This window comes from Rahnella sp. BIGb0236 (assembly GCF_004364755.1).
GTDB lineage: Bacteria > Pseudomonadota > Gammaproteobacteria > Enterobacterales > Enterobacteriaceae > Rahnella > Rahnella victoriana.
Map to the genome: position 1 here is coordinate 1 of NZ_SOAO01000010.1, position 14,410 is coordinate 14,410.

8 protein-coding genes and 2 pseudogenes are annotated in these 14,410 nt (G+C 50.1%); 8 read left to right on the forward strand and 2 right to left on the reverse strand.

Translation table 11 applies throughout. The features are described from left to right. Positions 1–46 precede the first annotated feature (46 nt). From EDF78_RS18165 to EDF78_RS18185, 5 genes and pseudogenes are all read left to right on the forward strand, one after another. On the forward strand, positions 47–574 hold the full coding sequence (locus EDF78_RS18165) for a hypothetical protein (protein WP_133823611.1): 528 nt from the start codon (positions 47–49) through the stop codon (positions 572–574). Positions 575–642: 68 nt separating this feature from the next. Further along, positions 643–1,362: pseudogene (locus EDF78_RS18170) on the forward strand (RHS repeat-associated core domain-containing protein); the annotation flags it as partial. An 83-nt stretch (positions 1,363–1,445) separates the two neighbouring features. Further along, the gene (locus EDF78_RS18175; RefSeq protein WP_166654473.1) at positions 1,446–1,838 is read left to right on the forward strand and encodes a DUF3887 domain-containing protein; all 393 of its coding nucleotides are present in this window, start codon (positions 1,446–1,448) and stop codon (positions 1,836–1,838) included. Between the two features lie 42 nt (positions 1,839–1,880). Beyond that, positions 1,881–2,096 (forward strand): annotated as a pseudogene (locus EDF78_RS26010) (RHS repeat-associated core domain-containing protein); the annotation flags it as partial. A 418-nt stretch (positions 2,097–2,514) separates the two neighbouring features. Further along, positions 2,515–3,480: a tetratricopeptide repeat protein gene (locus EDF78_RS18185; protein WP_133823613.1), complete on the forward strand. Its 966-nt coding sequence runs from the start codon at positions 2,515–2,517 to the stop codon at positions 3,478–3,480. Between the two features lie 212 nt (positions 3,481–3,692). Here the strand turns inward: EDF78_RS18185 and mtgA are convergent, their stop codons facing one another. Continuing rightward, entirely contained in the window at positions 3,693–4,415 is a 723-nt protein-coding gene (gene mtgA / locus EDF78_RS18190; protein ID WP_095924438.1) for a monofunctional biosynthetic peptidoglycan transglycosylase, read from the reverse strand. A 390-nt stretch (positions 4,416–4,805) separates the two neighbouring features. On the opposite strand from mtgA, the gene EDF78_RS18195 reads away from it, so the two are divergent. Next, a complete protein-coding gene (locus EDF78_RS18195; RefSeq protein ID WP_123902748.1) occupies positions 4,806–5,027 on the forward strand; it encodes a hypothetical protein in 222 nt (73 codons plus the stop codon). A 284-nt stretch (positions 5,028–5,311) separates the two neighbouring features. Here EDF78_RS18195 and arcB read toward each other — a convergent pair whose 3' ends face one another. Then, positions 5,312–7,651 (reverse strand): aerobic respiration two-component sensor histidine kinase ArcB, encoded by a 2,340-nt coding sequence (gene arcB / locus EDF78_RS18200; RefSeq protein ID WP_095924437.1) that lies wholly within the window; start codon positions 7,649–7,651, stop codon positions 5,312–5,314. Positions 7,652–8,523: 872 nt separating this feature from the next. Between arcB and gltB the strand changes: the two genes are divergently transcribed. Both gltB and EDF78_RS18210 read left to right on the forward strand, forming a co-directional pair. After that, positions 8,524–12,981, forward strand: a complete 4,458-nt coding sequence (gltB, locus tag EDF78_RS18205) for a glutamate synthase large subunit (RefSeq protein ID WP_095924436.1) — start codon at positions 8,524–8,526, stop codon at positions 12,979–12,981. 9 nt (positions 12,982–12,990) lie between these two features. Further along, positions 12,991–14,409 (forward strand): glutamate synthase small subunit, encoded by a 1,419-nt coding sequence (locus EDF78_RS18210; RefSeq protein WP_133823614.1) that lies wholly within the window; start codon positions 12,991–12,993, stop codon positions 14,407–14,409. Position 14,410: the final 1 nt, after the last annotated feature.

Consider the following 14,410-nt stretch of genomic DNA (forward strand, 5'->3'; position numbering starts at 1 on the left):
AAAAAATCCGCGTCCATAGGATTGGGTCCCGGCGAAGGGGCATTCGTTGGAACAATTACTTGCCATCAATCAACAGCCTGTATGTTTAATTAGAGATCAAATGAAAAGTAAAAAATTTATCATTAATGTCACTATCATTTTTCTGCTTGCGTTAAGCATTAACGGGTGTGAAAAAAAATCCCAAAAACTAAGTGATGTCGAAAAAAAAGTAAACATTATCCAGCATCAATATAATTCCGAGGAGTTTGAATTAATTTATGACCAAGCTTCTGAAGGATTTAAAAAAGTAGCAACCAAAAAAGGGTTTGTTAAATTTATGAGGGAAAAGTTTAATTACCTGGGAAAGTTCACGAGCTCTAAGATTTTGTTTAGCAAAGAAAAGGATGGGGTGATTGTGAATGTAACATATATTTCCGTGTATGAAAAATACACACTAGCTGAAAATATTACATTTAAAGATGAAAAGAATGGCAACGGCCTCAGGTTGTTGCAATATACAGTCGACACTGGTGGGAAAATAGTTCCAGTAACTAAAACAGAAAACTCTATGAGGGTAGACATAAAAGCCAATTAATTATTCTTATCTATATTTTACAATGTTTGGTACTCACGCATCACAATGAAATATAGCAATAATATTTGGCGGCAGAGTTTGACCCGTGGGGCAATCAGGTGGACGGTAGCAACCCGCTGCGCATGTACCAGCCCACCCGCATGCAGGGTCAGCATTATGATGAGGTGTCAGGGCTGCACTACAACCGCCACCGCTATTACGACCCGACGCTGGGCAGGTATATCACGCAGGACCCGATTGGGGTGTTAGGGGGATGGAATCCATACGATTATGCTATGAACAATCCAATGTATTGGGTTAACCCGCTGGGATTAACCAGTTGGGGAAACTTCGCGAATTTAGGCACTCCTGGAATTAAACCTATTGATTCACAACCACCAATTAAACCAATGATGCGCTCTATTTCTGTAGATATTGGATATGCCCTAAGCGCATTTACTGGAGCAAGTGATTCTTATGGTGCTTCTTTGGGTGGGAGTTCCGCACCATCCATTGATTATGATATTTGTGGATATCATACGATTTGTAATGCTGAAGGAATTGGCCTGGCCGCTGGGGGTGCTATAACAGGAACAATGTCTGCAAGTGGGGTGTCATCAGGAGAAACTACGTCGGAAGGTTATACTGCTGGAGGTGGTTATTTAGGTAAGTTAACAGTAACAGCGACACAAGATAGTTCAGGAAATAATTCTGAGTCAATAGGTGTCGGCCCAGGCGTTGGCGCATTTGTTGGTAAAATCACATGTAATCAATCCTCACATTGCCTCATTGAATGGATATATAAATGAAAAATACTAGTCCGGTGCTAAAATACGTAATGTTAACCATCTTATGTTTAGTGCTATCTGGTTGCGATAGTAAAGGCAGTAGCATGGATGAAGTACAAGAAAAAATAGATATATTTCAAAATCAATATAACAACCATGATTTCAAAGAGATGTACAATCAAACATCTGATGGTTTTAAAAAAGCCATGTCAGAAGATAAGTTCAATCTAATTATGCAAGACAAAATTGAAAGTCTAGGGCTTTACAAAAAATCAAAGGTATTATATAGCCTGTCCAATGATGATGCTTATGTGAAAATTACGTATATATCAGAGTATGAAAAATATACTCTTGCCGAGGAATTTGGTTATCAAAATAAAGGCGATGGCAATGGTTTCAAAATGTTGAGTTTTTTAGTTGATATGGGTGGTTATATAAGTCCAGTAACCAAAACAAAGGACTCCCTGAGATTAGATGTTGGAGTAAACTCCAATTAAACTCACCTTTGATATAAGTGACTAACCAGGTTTACAGGGGACAATCAGGTGGACGGCAGCAACCCGCTGCGCATGTACCAGCCCATCCGCATGCAGGGGCAGCATTAGGATGAAGAATCAGGGCTACAACCGCCACCGCTATTACGACCCGACGCTGGGCAGGTATATCACGCAGGACCCGATTGGGTTGTTGGGGGATGGAATGTTTATGCTTATCCGTTGAATCCTGTTTCAAAAGTGGATCCGCTGGGATTAGAAAGCATAGATGGATTTGGCAGCGGGTTTGGAGATTATTGCCGAAGTATTGAGACAGCTGCATCTTACTTACCACAAGAAGATGCCGAACAAGTAATACATAATGCTGAGAAAATGCATAATGTATATAGCCCCCTTGGAGAGTATGTGCAGGGAATAGCGATTGGAGCACCAATTATTGGGATGGCAGGTATTGGAATGGGAGTAATTCCTCTTGCAGAAAAAGGGGCTGCATGTATCGAAAATACTGCGGAAACGGCAATAACTGAAGGTGAAAGAGACCCTAAAAATCTAATGCTAACGTGTGCGAAAGGTTTTATAAATAAAGGATCCACTAGCTTTCAAGGGAAAGTATCTGATTATTTAATCGATGCGCTATCCTCCTATAGTCAAAAACAATAATATAAATATGGATATGAAAATGAATAAAAAGATAATCATCATATTTTTTAGCCTAATAATATCATTAGGTGTGACATTATTACTTTTATCATGGGGAGGGTTTCAATCCTCCAATGACGTTAACTCTGAAAAATTGAGAGGGGATAATAAAATCACTCTCCAAAATGCAGCAGAAAAAGGGGATATGGTTGCACAATCTGAACTCGGTTTTTTATATGAAACGCAAAAAGATTACAAGCAGGCTGCATATTGGTATAACAAATCAGCACAGCAAGGATATGCACCGGCTCAGTATAATATAGGTGTGGCTTATCGATATGGAAGAGGAGTTACTCAGGATTTAAAGAAAGCAAGTGAATGGTATCAAAAGTCAGCCACGCAAGGTGTAGTAAAGGCACAAGTCAATCTTGGAATGTTGTACTTATTGGGGACGGGAGTCCCTGTGGATTATAATAATTCCCGACAGTGGTTTATGAAAGCATCAGAAAGTGGAGATACTATTGCCATATTCAATATAGGGCAATTTTATTTTTATGGTCTTGGTGTGCCAAAAGATTATTCTCAGGCAGAAATATGGCTAAAGAAAGCTTTGGCCTTAGGTTCCATGAGGGCAAAAAACTCACTTGCATTATTTTATGGACAAGGGCTTGGAGATATTCCATTGAATATAAACGAAGCAATGAAAATTTTGGAATCATCTGCCTGTCAGGGATATGTAGTTGCTCAGGAAAATTTAGGAGCTATATATATGGGAGAGAACTCCGGGTTTCCAAAGAACTATCTGCAGTCTTACGCCTGGTATGCAGTAGCGGCAGAAAACGGCTCAAAAAAGGCTAAACAGATGCAAGCTGTAGTTATAAAAAACCTCGCTGAAGACGAAATTAAAAAAGCTAAATCCATCGCAATGACATATATTAAAAAATATCCAGCACCAATAGATGAAAACGATACGAATAAATCCAATGATGAATGCAAATACCCATAAAAAGGGTTATTAACGTTTCACATTGCTGGCGTTGTTTAACCCGCTGGGCGGAACTGACTAAACAGTATGCACGGGCAATAAAGTAAAAGTCTATGTAAAAGGTTCATCTTCCGCATGACCCTTTTTACTCCAGCTTTTGGATCGGTCAGGTGACCTTAAACGATTGGACAGCCCTCAGGCTGTCCTTTTTTTTACTGTAAACATCCCCCGCTCTAATGCAGTTTATGCTCGCGCAGGAAGGATTCGCCGCCGAGCTGGCTCATCTGACGCAGGATCCATTGCTGCCGACGCAACACGTACGCCGAGGGGGCGTTCACTTTGAACAGATGCGGATTCGGCAACACTGCGGCCAGTAACGCGGCCTGAGACGCAGTCAGGCGGCTGGCTGGTTTATGAAAGAAATGCTGCGCAGCCTGCTCGACGCCAAACACGCCGTCACCAAATTCTACGATGTTCAGGTATACCGTCAGGATGCGACGTTTCGTCCAGACGGTTTCAATCCCCACGGTCAGCCCGGCTTCCAGCCCTTTTCTCACCCAACTGCGCCCGTCCCACAGGAACAGGTTTTTAGCCGTTTGCTGAGACAGCGTTGACGCTCCGCGCATTTTTCCGCCGTCTTTATCCAATACAGACTGAATGGCTGCAACGTCAAATCCCCAGTGCTCAGGGAATTTCTGATCTTCTGCCGCCATTACCGCCAGCGCCATCGGTGAGGAAATCTCACTCATCGGCACCCAGTCTGAATGAGCCACGTAGCCAAAATCGCCGGTCAGCCATGCTGAAACCTGGCGTTCCACCATCACCGCAGAGAAAGGCACGGGTAAAAAAGAAAAAAGAAGAATGCCTCCTACCCATAAGCAGAGTAACAGTATTAATGCGCGTTTGATCCATAACAGCGGCGTACGCAGCAGCCCTTTTCGGGTAATTTTATTCATTTGCCCCTTTCCACAACACATCTGACCATCTAATCATTCTCATGAAGAACCTGTAAAATCAGGCTAGCGAAATGCTTCGCAAGATTGCTAACAATCAGGCAATAATGATGAAACTTTTACTTACATTTGGGAAAGAAAATTCTGATTTGATCATTTCCATCAACGGGTTCCAACACTCAGCCTAAAATTATCATTTTTTTCAATAAGATGCTTTTTTCGCCAAAAAAGTAAAATCCTTGTGAACAAATCAACAAAAAATACATTAACCACGCTTATGCTTCGTTACTGCGGAAATGAATAAATTCTCGCCGGTTATTCCGCAATGAGCGACCTGACTAAGTCAAATCTGCTACCTGTAAACCGTAAAAAATCAGCAGGGTGTACGTCTTTTTGTCGGACAAAAAACACACCACCCTAAGTGAAATTTTTTCATTTGAAATAAAATTCACCTCTTTTTTGGCTCCGGTATTCTCCCGTCGTCAAAAAAAAGACTTATACGATGCATTACAGAGACTTGCCAGTGATTTTGGGTTTTATACAACCGGTTTCATAGCCGGATATGTCGCAAAATCAGCGGTAAAACAGCCTGTGATTGTTCACTTCCATAAGTAAAATTGCATGTGACCAATACAACATCAGCATGCTTCATTTGTATTCTGTCAAAAATCCTGCGATAAAGGCTTGATGTTTTGTATAGACAAAGACTAATCTACATCACAGTTTTTAATGAATGTTGTAACAGTTCTGCTTATATTTGTTATGTTGATTGCTACAGGATGTATTAGACTTTAAGACTGAATTCCAAGACCTGCGAAAACCGAACCCTAAAAACTATCGTGGGTTACCTCTTTCCCTGGTGTTGGCGCAGTATTCGCGCACCCCGGCCTCGGCTGGGGTTATTTTTTTTCAGCGTTTGCCGTCCAGTCGCGTAACACCTGAATGTCATTGCGCCATTCTGCCTTCAGCTCATCAATCCATTCCTGCACGTTATCCCACCAGGCTGGCAATGTCGGCGTCTGGATCTGCTGGGCCAGTTGCTGCAAATGTTTCAGGCCAACCGAACCCGCTGCCCCTTTGATTTTGTGACCTTCTTCGGCAATGCCTTTCTGATCGCGCGCCGTCATGTTGGAATCGAGAACGGCCAGATAGCCCGGCATCATTTTTTCAAACATATCTGCACTCTGATAAATCAGTTTCGCGCCAACCAGGTCGATGTACTGCTCAAGCATGGCGGTATCAAGCAACGATTCACTGTCTTTCATCACTACGGGCTCCAGTTCCGGTTCACGAACGTCTGGCTGATGATCCCAGAATTGTTGGATCATCGCGGTCAGCGCAGAAACAGACAGCGGCTTGCTCAGCACATCGTCCATTCCGGCATCGAGATACTCTTTTTTGTCTTTCAGCACGTTGGCAGTAAGGGCAATCAATGGCGGCAGATGCTGTCCGGCGTAATCGGTGCGCAGCTTACGGGCGATATCCAGCCCGGTCATGTCCGGCAACTGGATATCCAGCAGGACCAGATCGAATTCGTCGGGATCAAACATCTCCAGCGCATCATGGCCGTTCATTGCCACCTCCACGCTGTTACCCAACTTCTCCAGCACCGAACGCGCCACAATGACGTTCAGCTCGATATCTTCCACCAGCAGCACGTGCAGCGCCGGTAACGGCATATCATCGTCGTCATCAGTCAGTGCAGCCGGCGCATCCAGCGTTGGCGCCCGTACGGTAAGCGTAAAGCAGGAACCCTGACCCGGCACGCTGCTAACGGAAATATCGCCGCCCATCGCCTGCGCCAGACGTTTTGACACCGCCAGCCCGATGCCCGTACCGGTCGCCGGTTTGCCGCCGTTCTGATCTTTCACCTGATAATACATGGCAAAGATTTTGTCCTGCTCATCCTGCGGAATGCCGAGACCAGAGTCGCGCACCACAAACCGCAGCATATCGTTCGGCTCATAATGCACGCTCAGCACAATTTCCCCTTCGCGGGTGAATTTGACGGCGTTGCCGATCAGGTTCCATAAAATCTGCCGCAGGCGCGTGCCGTCTGTCGTAATGCTGCGTGGCAACGGCAGATCCGGCTCCATGATAAATTTCAGCCCTTTCGGCTGCGCCAGCAGGCCGGAGAGGTTTTCAAGGTCGGTCAGGAATTCGGTGAAATCGACAGGCTGGTTATCGAGCTGCACTTTACGGCGCTCAATTTTATCCATTTCAATAATGTCGTTGAAGATATTGCCGAGGGTGATGGCGCTGACGTGGATCGTTTTCAGATAGCTGTGCTGTTCTTTGTCCAGCTCGGTATCGAGCAGAATGCGGCTCAGGCCGACAATGCCGTTAAGCGGCGTACGCAGCTCGTGGCTGATCGTAGAAATAAACGTGGTCTTCTCACGGCTGGCGTTCTCTAACGCGTCCTGATAACGCTTACGCTCGGTAATATCGCGTCCGAAGCCCATCAGTCCGTGTCGTTTACCGATACGGTCGTAGAACGGCACTTTACGCAATTCGAAGCAGGCTTTACGCCCGTCGGGATAAACCAGCCATTGTTCGTAGGTCAGGGACACGTTGTGACGGAACACCTTCTCGTCGGTTTCCACCACTTTCTCGGCGATGTCCGGAGTGTAGACATCGTCCGGGGTCAGGCCGATCAGCTGCTTTTCGCTTTTGCCGGTCAGCAGTTCCATCGCCCGGTTACAACCGGAGAATTCTTTGTCTTCGTTTCGGTAATACACCAGGTCCGGTGAGGCATCGAGGAAAGAGCGTAATAATGCAGATTGCTGACTCAGTTCGATCTGCGCCTGCTCGCGGTGCTGCATTTCGAGTTTCAGCTTATCGACCACCGCCAGACGCGCTTCTTCCGCTTTCACTCGGTCGGCGATTTCCTGATTCAGCTGGGTAATGTTGTCTTTGAGTTGCTGATTCAGTTCGAGATCGCGGTGGCGCATTTCTTCCAGTTTATCGACCAGACGGGCTAAACGCTGGCGTGACTCTTCTAACTGCTCCACCACCACTGACAGGAAGTAAACCGCCCAGGGTGTGATCAGCAAACCAAAGAAGATAGAACGAACGACGTCGATACTTTCCACCTGCCCGCGCAGGAGCATGGTGACCGCCATCTGGACAATCATCGCCAGCACCACCAGCGCAGACGCCAGCAGCAGCGAGAATCTCACCAGCCCCAGCTTGACCATCAGATCGACATAATACTGCGCTAAAACCCGGATTTGCTTCATAACGGTTCCCTTAAAACGAAGTCATCTGAATCATACCGCAAAACCTCCCCGGCGTGATGGCGGGGTAGAGATTGCCCATGAAGTTTGTGAGATGCACCTTGCAGGGGCTTGTCATGGTGCAATGCAGGAAATAAGGGCAGAGTTATTGACTATTATCGGCGGGGATATTATTAATATCGGCCGGCTTTATCAGGCTGACCGCGTTGCCAACTGCCGTCCGGCTAACATTTTTTCCTTTTATCCTCCGAATACCTTCCCTCTCGGCGCATTTCGCGCAGGCATAACTATTCATTATTACTGCAAATAAAGTCATTCGTGCCTGTATGAATAATTCTTATTACAAACACCAGTCTGACACATTATTACGGTCAGGTTAAAAACAGTGACAAACCGCATGTGCACAGTGTTTTCCAGTATAAAATACTGGTAATTACGCCCCTGCCAGCACGGTGCGGAGATCTTACGCTTTCCCCATAGTGAGTCAGCTCACACTTTATGCGCATGACCCCATCGAAAATATGCCAATAAAAACGCCATAATTCATATATATTTCAAATAATTAAAGTCCTTTATATCACTTTTAATATAACTTAAATCGCCATTTGACCTGTCTGTGCTTTCTCGCTAAGTTGGGAGTCCGCTGGAAGCAATCTCGACGGGTGAGCAACTCGTCATATTTATGCAGTAATTGAAGACTCCCTCATTAAAACAAGTCAACCACCACTTGTGAGAACCATCACGAGAGGCCTTTGACGGAGATGCCCGGGCAATCAACGCACCGCAAGAGTGCGCGAAATTGCGGACAAACCTCCGTCTATAAGACCGCTCGCGGTTGGTGTGAGAGTCTCGCAGAGCCTGGGGAGGTTCACGTTATGTTGTACGATAAATCCCAAGAGAGGGACAACTGTGGTTTCGGCCTGATCGCCCATATAGAAGGCGAACCTAGCCATAAGGTCGTGCGTACTGCAATTCACGCACTGGCCCGCATGCAACACCGTGGCGCGATCCTTGCTGACGGCAAGACCGGCGACGGCTGTGGCCTTCATTTACAGAAACCTGACCGCTTCTTCCGCATGATTGCCGAAGAACGTGGCTGGCGTCTGGCGAAAAACTACGCCGTGGGCATGCTGTTCCTCAGCAAAGATGAAAAAGAAGCTGAGGCGAGCCGCCGCATTGTAGAAGAAGAATTGCAAAACGAGACGCTGTCCGTGGTGGGCTGGCGTGACGTTCCGACCAATCCGGACGTACTCGGTGAAATCGCGCTTTCCTCCCTGCCTCGTATCGAACAAATTTTTGTCAACGCGCCTGCCGGCTGGCGTCCGCGTGACATGGAGCGTCGCCTGTATATGGCGCGCCGCCGCATTGAGAAACGCATTCAGGATAAAGACTTCTATGTGTGCAGTTTCTCCAACGTGGTCACGATCTACAAAGGCCTGTGTATGCCTGCGGATCTGCCACGCTTCTATTTAGATCTGGCCGACCTGCGTCTGGAATCGGCCATCTGCCTGTTCCACCAGCGTTTCTCGACCAACACCGTGCCGCGCTGGCAACTGGCTCAGCCTTTCCGCTATCTGGCGCACAACGGTGAAATCAACACCATCACCGGTAACCGCCAGTGGGCGCGTGCCCGTGCGTATAAATTCAAAACGCCGCTGATCCCCGATTTGCAGGACGCGTCGCCTTTCGTCAACGAAACCGGTTCGGACTCCAGCTCGCTGGATAACATGCTGGAACTGTTTCTGGCGGGCGGGATGGATTTGCTGCGCGCCATGCGTTTGCTGGTGCCGCCAGCCTGGCAGCAAAACCCGGACATGGACGATGACCTGCGCGCGTTCTTCGACTTTAACTCCATGCACATGGAGCCGTGGGATGGCCCGGCCGGTATCGTGATGTCAGACGGTCGTTACGCCGCCTGTAACCTCGACCGTAACGGTCTGCGCCCTGCGCGTTATGTCATCACCAAAGATAAGCTGATCACCTGTGCCTCCGAAGTCGGGATCTGGGATTATCAGCCGGACGAAGTGGTCGAAAAAGGCCGCGTCGGACCGGGTGAACTGATGGTGATCGACACCCGCAGCGGCAAGATCCACCACTCCGCGGAAACCGACAACGACCTGAAAGGCCGCCATCCTTATAAGCAATGGATGGAGAAAAACGTTCAGCGTCTGGTGCCGTTCGAAGACCTGCCGGAAGACCAGGTCGGCAGCCGCGAGCTGGAAGACACCTTGCTGGAAACCTTCCAGAAACAGTTCGGCTACAGCAGCGAAGAACTCGATCAGATCATCCGCGTACTGGGTGAAAACGGTCAGGAAGCCGTCGGTTCCATGGGCGACGATACCCCATTTGCCGTGCTCTCCAGCCGTCCGCGTATCGTGTATGACTACTTCCGTCAGCAGTTTGCGCAGGTCACCAACCCGCCAATCGATCCGCTGCGTGAAGCCCACGTAATGTCTCTGGCGACCAGCATTGGCCGCGAGATGAACGTGTTCTGTGAAGCAGAAGGTCAGGCTCACCGTCTGAGCTTCAAATCGCCAATCCTGCTGTGGTCTGACTTTAAACAGCTCACCACGCTCGACAGCAAACACTATCGCGCTGAAACGCTGGATCTGACCTACGATCCGACCGAACAAAATATGGAGCAGTTCGTCCAGAAACTCTGTGACGAAGGCGAACAGAAAGTGCGGAACGGCGCGGTTCTGCTGGTGCTGTCTGACCGCAATATTGCCCCGAACCGTCTGCCGCTGCCTGCGCCAATGGCCGTCGGCGCACTGCAATTACGTCTGGTGGAAAAAAGCCTGCGCTGCGATGCCAACATCATTGTTGAAACCGCCAGCGCCCGTGACCCGCACCATTTCGCCGTGCTGATTGGTTTCGGTGCCACTGCGGTTTACCCGTATCTGGCCTACGAAACGCTGGCAAAACTGGTCGACTCTCAGGTTATCGAGAAGAAATACCGTGAAGTGATGCTGAACTACCGTAACGGCATCAATAAAGGCCTGTACAAGATCATGTCCAAAATGGGCATTTCAACCGTCGCCTCTTACCGTTGTTCCAAACTGTTTGAAGCGGTCGGTCTGGCGAAGGATCTGTGCAACACCTGCTTCAACGGCGTGGTCAGCCGCATCGGCGGTGCCGGTTACAGCGATTTCGAACAGGATTTGCTGAACCTGTCCAAACGCGCGTGGCTGAAACGCAAGACGCTGGATCAGGGCGGTCTGCTGAAATTTGTCCACGGCGGCGAATATCACTCCTATAACCCGGACGTGGTCACCACCCTGCAAGCGGCAGTGAACAGCGGTGATTACGACGATTATAAAAAGTACGCCCGACTGGTTAATGAGCGTCCGGTCGCCACACTGCGTGACCTGCTGAAAGTGACACCAAAAGGCCAGCCGATCCCTGTTGATCAGGTTGAACCGGCGGAAGGGCTGTATACCCGCTTCGATACCGCCGCGATGTCTATCGGTGCGTTAAGCCCGGAAGCGCATGAGTCGCTGGCCGAAGCGATGAACAGCATCGGCGGACGTTCGAACTCCGGCGAAGGCGGCGAAGATCCGGCGCGTTACGGCACCAATAAAGTCTCCCGTATCAAGCAGGTGGCTTCCGGTCGTTTCGGTGTCACACCGGCGTATCTGGTGAATGCCGACGTTATTCAGATCAAAGTGGCGCAGGGTGCAAAACCAGGCGAAGGCGGCCAGTTGCCGGGTGACAAAGTGACGCCGTATATCGCGAAACTGCGTTACTCCGTGCCGGGCGTGACCCTGATTTCTCCACCGCCGCACCACGATATTTATTCTATCGAGGATCTGGCGCAGCTGATTTTCGACCTGAAACAGGTCAACCCGAAAGCGATGATTTCGGTGAAACTGGTGTCTGAACCGGGCGTCGGCACGATCGCGGTCGGCGTGGCAAAAGCTTATGCAGATCTCATCACTATCGCTGGCTACGACGGCGGCACCGGCGCAAGCCCGCTGTCTTCGGTGAAATACGCCGGTTGTCCGTGGGAACTGGGACTGGTGGAAACCCAACAGGCACTGGTGGCCAACGGCCTGCGTCACAAGATCCGCTTGCAGGTGGATGGCGGCCTGAAAACTGGCCTCGACATCATCAAGGCGGCGATTCTGGGCGCAGAAAGCTTCGGCTTCGGTACCGGCCCGATGGTGGCGCTGGGTTGTAAATACCTGCGTATTTGCCACCTGAACAACTGCGCAACGGGCGTGGCAACTCAGGATGACAAACTGCGTCGCAACCATTATCACGGCCTGCCGGAACGCGTAGTGAATTACTTCAGGTTCATCACGCAGGAAACCCGTGAAATCATGGCCGAGCTGGGCGTCAGCCAGCTGGTGGATCTGATTGGTCGCACCGATCTGCTGACCGAGCTGGACGGTTTCACCGCCAAGCAAAACAATCTGGATCTTTCTGCGATGCTGGCAACCGCCACGCCGCATGAAGGCAAAGCGGTGTACTGCACCGAAAGCAACCCGGCGTTCGACAAGGGTCAGCTGAACAAAGACATTCTGGAACAGGCCGCGCCGCACATCGATTCTAAGCAGAGCAAAGCGTTCTACTTTGATATCCGCAACACGGACCGTTCCGTGGGTGCCATGTTGTCCGGTGCGATTGCCGAAAAACACGGTGATCAGGGTATGGCAGCGGATCCGGTACGGATTAACTTCAACGGCACCGCAGGCCAGAGCTTCGGCGTCTGGAACGCAGGTGGCGTTGATCTGATGCTGACCGGCGACGCGAACGACTACGTCGGCAAAGGCATGGCCGGTGGCCGTATTGCCATCCGTCCGCCAATCGGTTCAGCGTTCCGCAGCCACGAAGCCAGCATCATCGGCAACACCTGTCTGTATGGCGCAACCGGCGGCAAGTTGTTTGCGGCGGGCCGTGCGGGTGAACGTTTCGCGGTGCGTAACTCCGGTGCCATCACCGTTGTTGAAGGTATCGGCGATAACGGTTGTGAATACATGACCGGCGGCATTGTGTGTGTGCTGGGCCGTACCGGCGTCAACTTCGGCGCAGGCATGACCGGCGGCTTCGCTTACGTTCTTGATGAAGACGGTGAATTCCGCAAACGTGTTAACCCGGAACTGGTTGAAGTCCTGGAAGTGGCCGATCTGGCGATCCATGAAGAGCATCTGCGCGGTTTGATCATCGAACACGTACAGTTGACCGCATCGACCCGTGGTGAAGAGATTTTGGCGAACTGGCCGGAATGGGCGCCTAAATTTGCCCTGGTAAAACCGAAGTCCAGTGATGTCAAAGCATTGTTGGGTCACCGTAGTCGTTCCGCAGCTGAGCTGCGGGTACAAGCGCAGTAAGAGGTTAAGATGAGTCAAAACGTTTATCAATTTGTCGACTTACAGCGTGTTGATCCGCCGAAAAAAGCGCTGAAGATCCGTAAAATTGAGTTTGTGGAAATTTACGAGCCGTTCTCAGCAACTCAGGCTGCATCGCAGGCAGACCGCTGTCTGTCCTGTGGTAACCCTTACTGCGAATGGAAATGTCCGGTTCATAACTACATTCCGAACTGGCTGAAGCTGGCGAACGAAGGTCGCATCATGGAAGCCGCCGACCTCGCGCACCAGACCAACAGTCTGCCGGAAGTCTGCGGGCGCGTTTGCCCGCAGGATCGCCTGTGCGAAGGTTCCTGTACCCTGAACGATGAGTTCGGCGCAGTGACCATCGGTAACATCGAACGCTATATCAACGATAAAGCTATCGAAATGGGCTGGCGTCCGGATATGTCTCACGTGCAGCCAACCGGCAAACGTGTGGCGATCATCGGTGCCGGTCCGGCAGGTCTGGCGTGTGCCGATGTGCTGACCCGTAACGGTGTGAAAGCGGTGGTTTACGATCGCCATCCGGAAATCGGCGGCCTGCTGACTTTCGGTATCCCGGCCTTCAAGCTGGAAAAATCGGTGATGACCAAACGTCGCGAAATCTTCACGGAGATGGGTATCGAATTCCAGCTCAACACTGAAGTTGGCAAAGACATCACCATTGATGCGCTGCTGGCGGAATACGATTCTGTGTTCCTCGGCGTCGGCACTTATCAGTCCATGCGCGGTGGTCTGGCGAACGAAGATGCACCGGGCGTGTACGATGCCCTGCCGTTCCTGATCGCCAACACCAAGCAGCTGATGGGTTACGATGACAGTCAGGAAGAGCCTTACGTGACGATGGACAAGAAACGTGTCGTGGTGCTGGGCGGTGGTGATACCGCGATGGACTGCGTGCGTACGTCAATCCGTCAGGGCGCGACTCACGTGACCTGTGCGTACCGTCGTGATGAGGAAAACATGCCGGGCTCGCGTCGTGAAGTGAAGAATGCGCGCGAAGAAGGTGTGGATTTCAAATTCAACCTGCAACCGCTGAGCATCGAACTGAACGATTCAGGCCGCGTATGTGGCGTGCGTATGGCGCGTACTGAACTCGGCGCGCCGGATGCTCACGGGCGTCGTCGTGCCGAAATTGTGGCCGGTTCCGAACATGTGATGGAAGCCGATGCCGTGGTGATGGCGTTTGGTTTCCGCCCTCACAAAATGGAATGGCTGGCAGCCCATGACGTTGAGCTGGACACCCAGGGACGTATCGTTGCCCCTGAAGGCAGCGACAACGCCTTCCAGACCAGCAACCCGAAAATCTTCGCCGGTGGCGATGCGGTTCGCGGTTCCGATCTGGTGGTGACCGCAATTGCCGAAGGCCGTAAAGCGGCAGAAGGCATCATGAACTACCTCGAAGTCTGAT

What these genes read in the sequence shown, in the direction of transcription:
- arcB (WP_095924437.1), bottom strand. Translation starts at nt 7,651, where the DNA reads ATGAAGCAAATCCGGGTTTTAGCGCAGTATTATGTCGATCTGATGGTC.
- gltB (WP_095924436.1), top strand. Translation starts at nt 8,524, where the DNA reads ATGTTGTACGATAAATCCCAAGAGAGGGACAACTGTGGTTTCGGCCTG.
- mtgA (WP_095924438.1), bottom strand. Translation starts at nt 4,415, where the DNA reads ATGAATAAAATTACCCGAAAAGGGCTGCTGCGTACGCCGCTGTTATGG.
- EDF78_RS18185 (WP_133823613.1), top strand. Translation starts at nt 2,515, where the DNA reads ATGAATAAAAAGATAATCATCATATTTTTTAGCCTAATAATATCATTA.
- EDF78_RS18210 (WP_133823614.1), top strand. Translation starts at nt 12,991, where the DNA reads ATGAGTCAAAACGTTTATCAATTTGTCGACTTACAGCGTGTTGATCCG.
- EDF78_RS18175 (WP_166654473.1), top strand. Translation starts at nt 1,446, where the DNA reads ATGGATGAAGTACAAGAAAAAATAGATATATTTCAAAATCAATATAAC.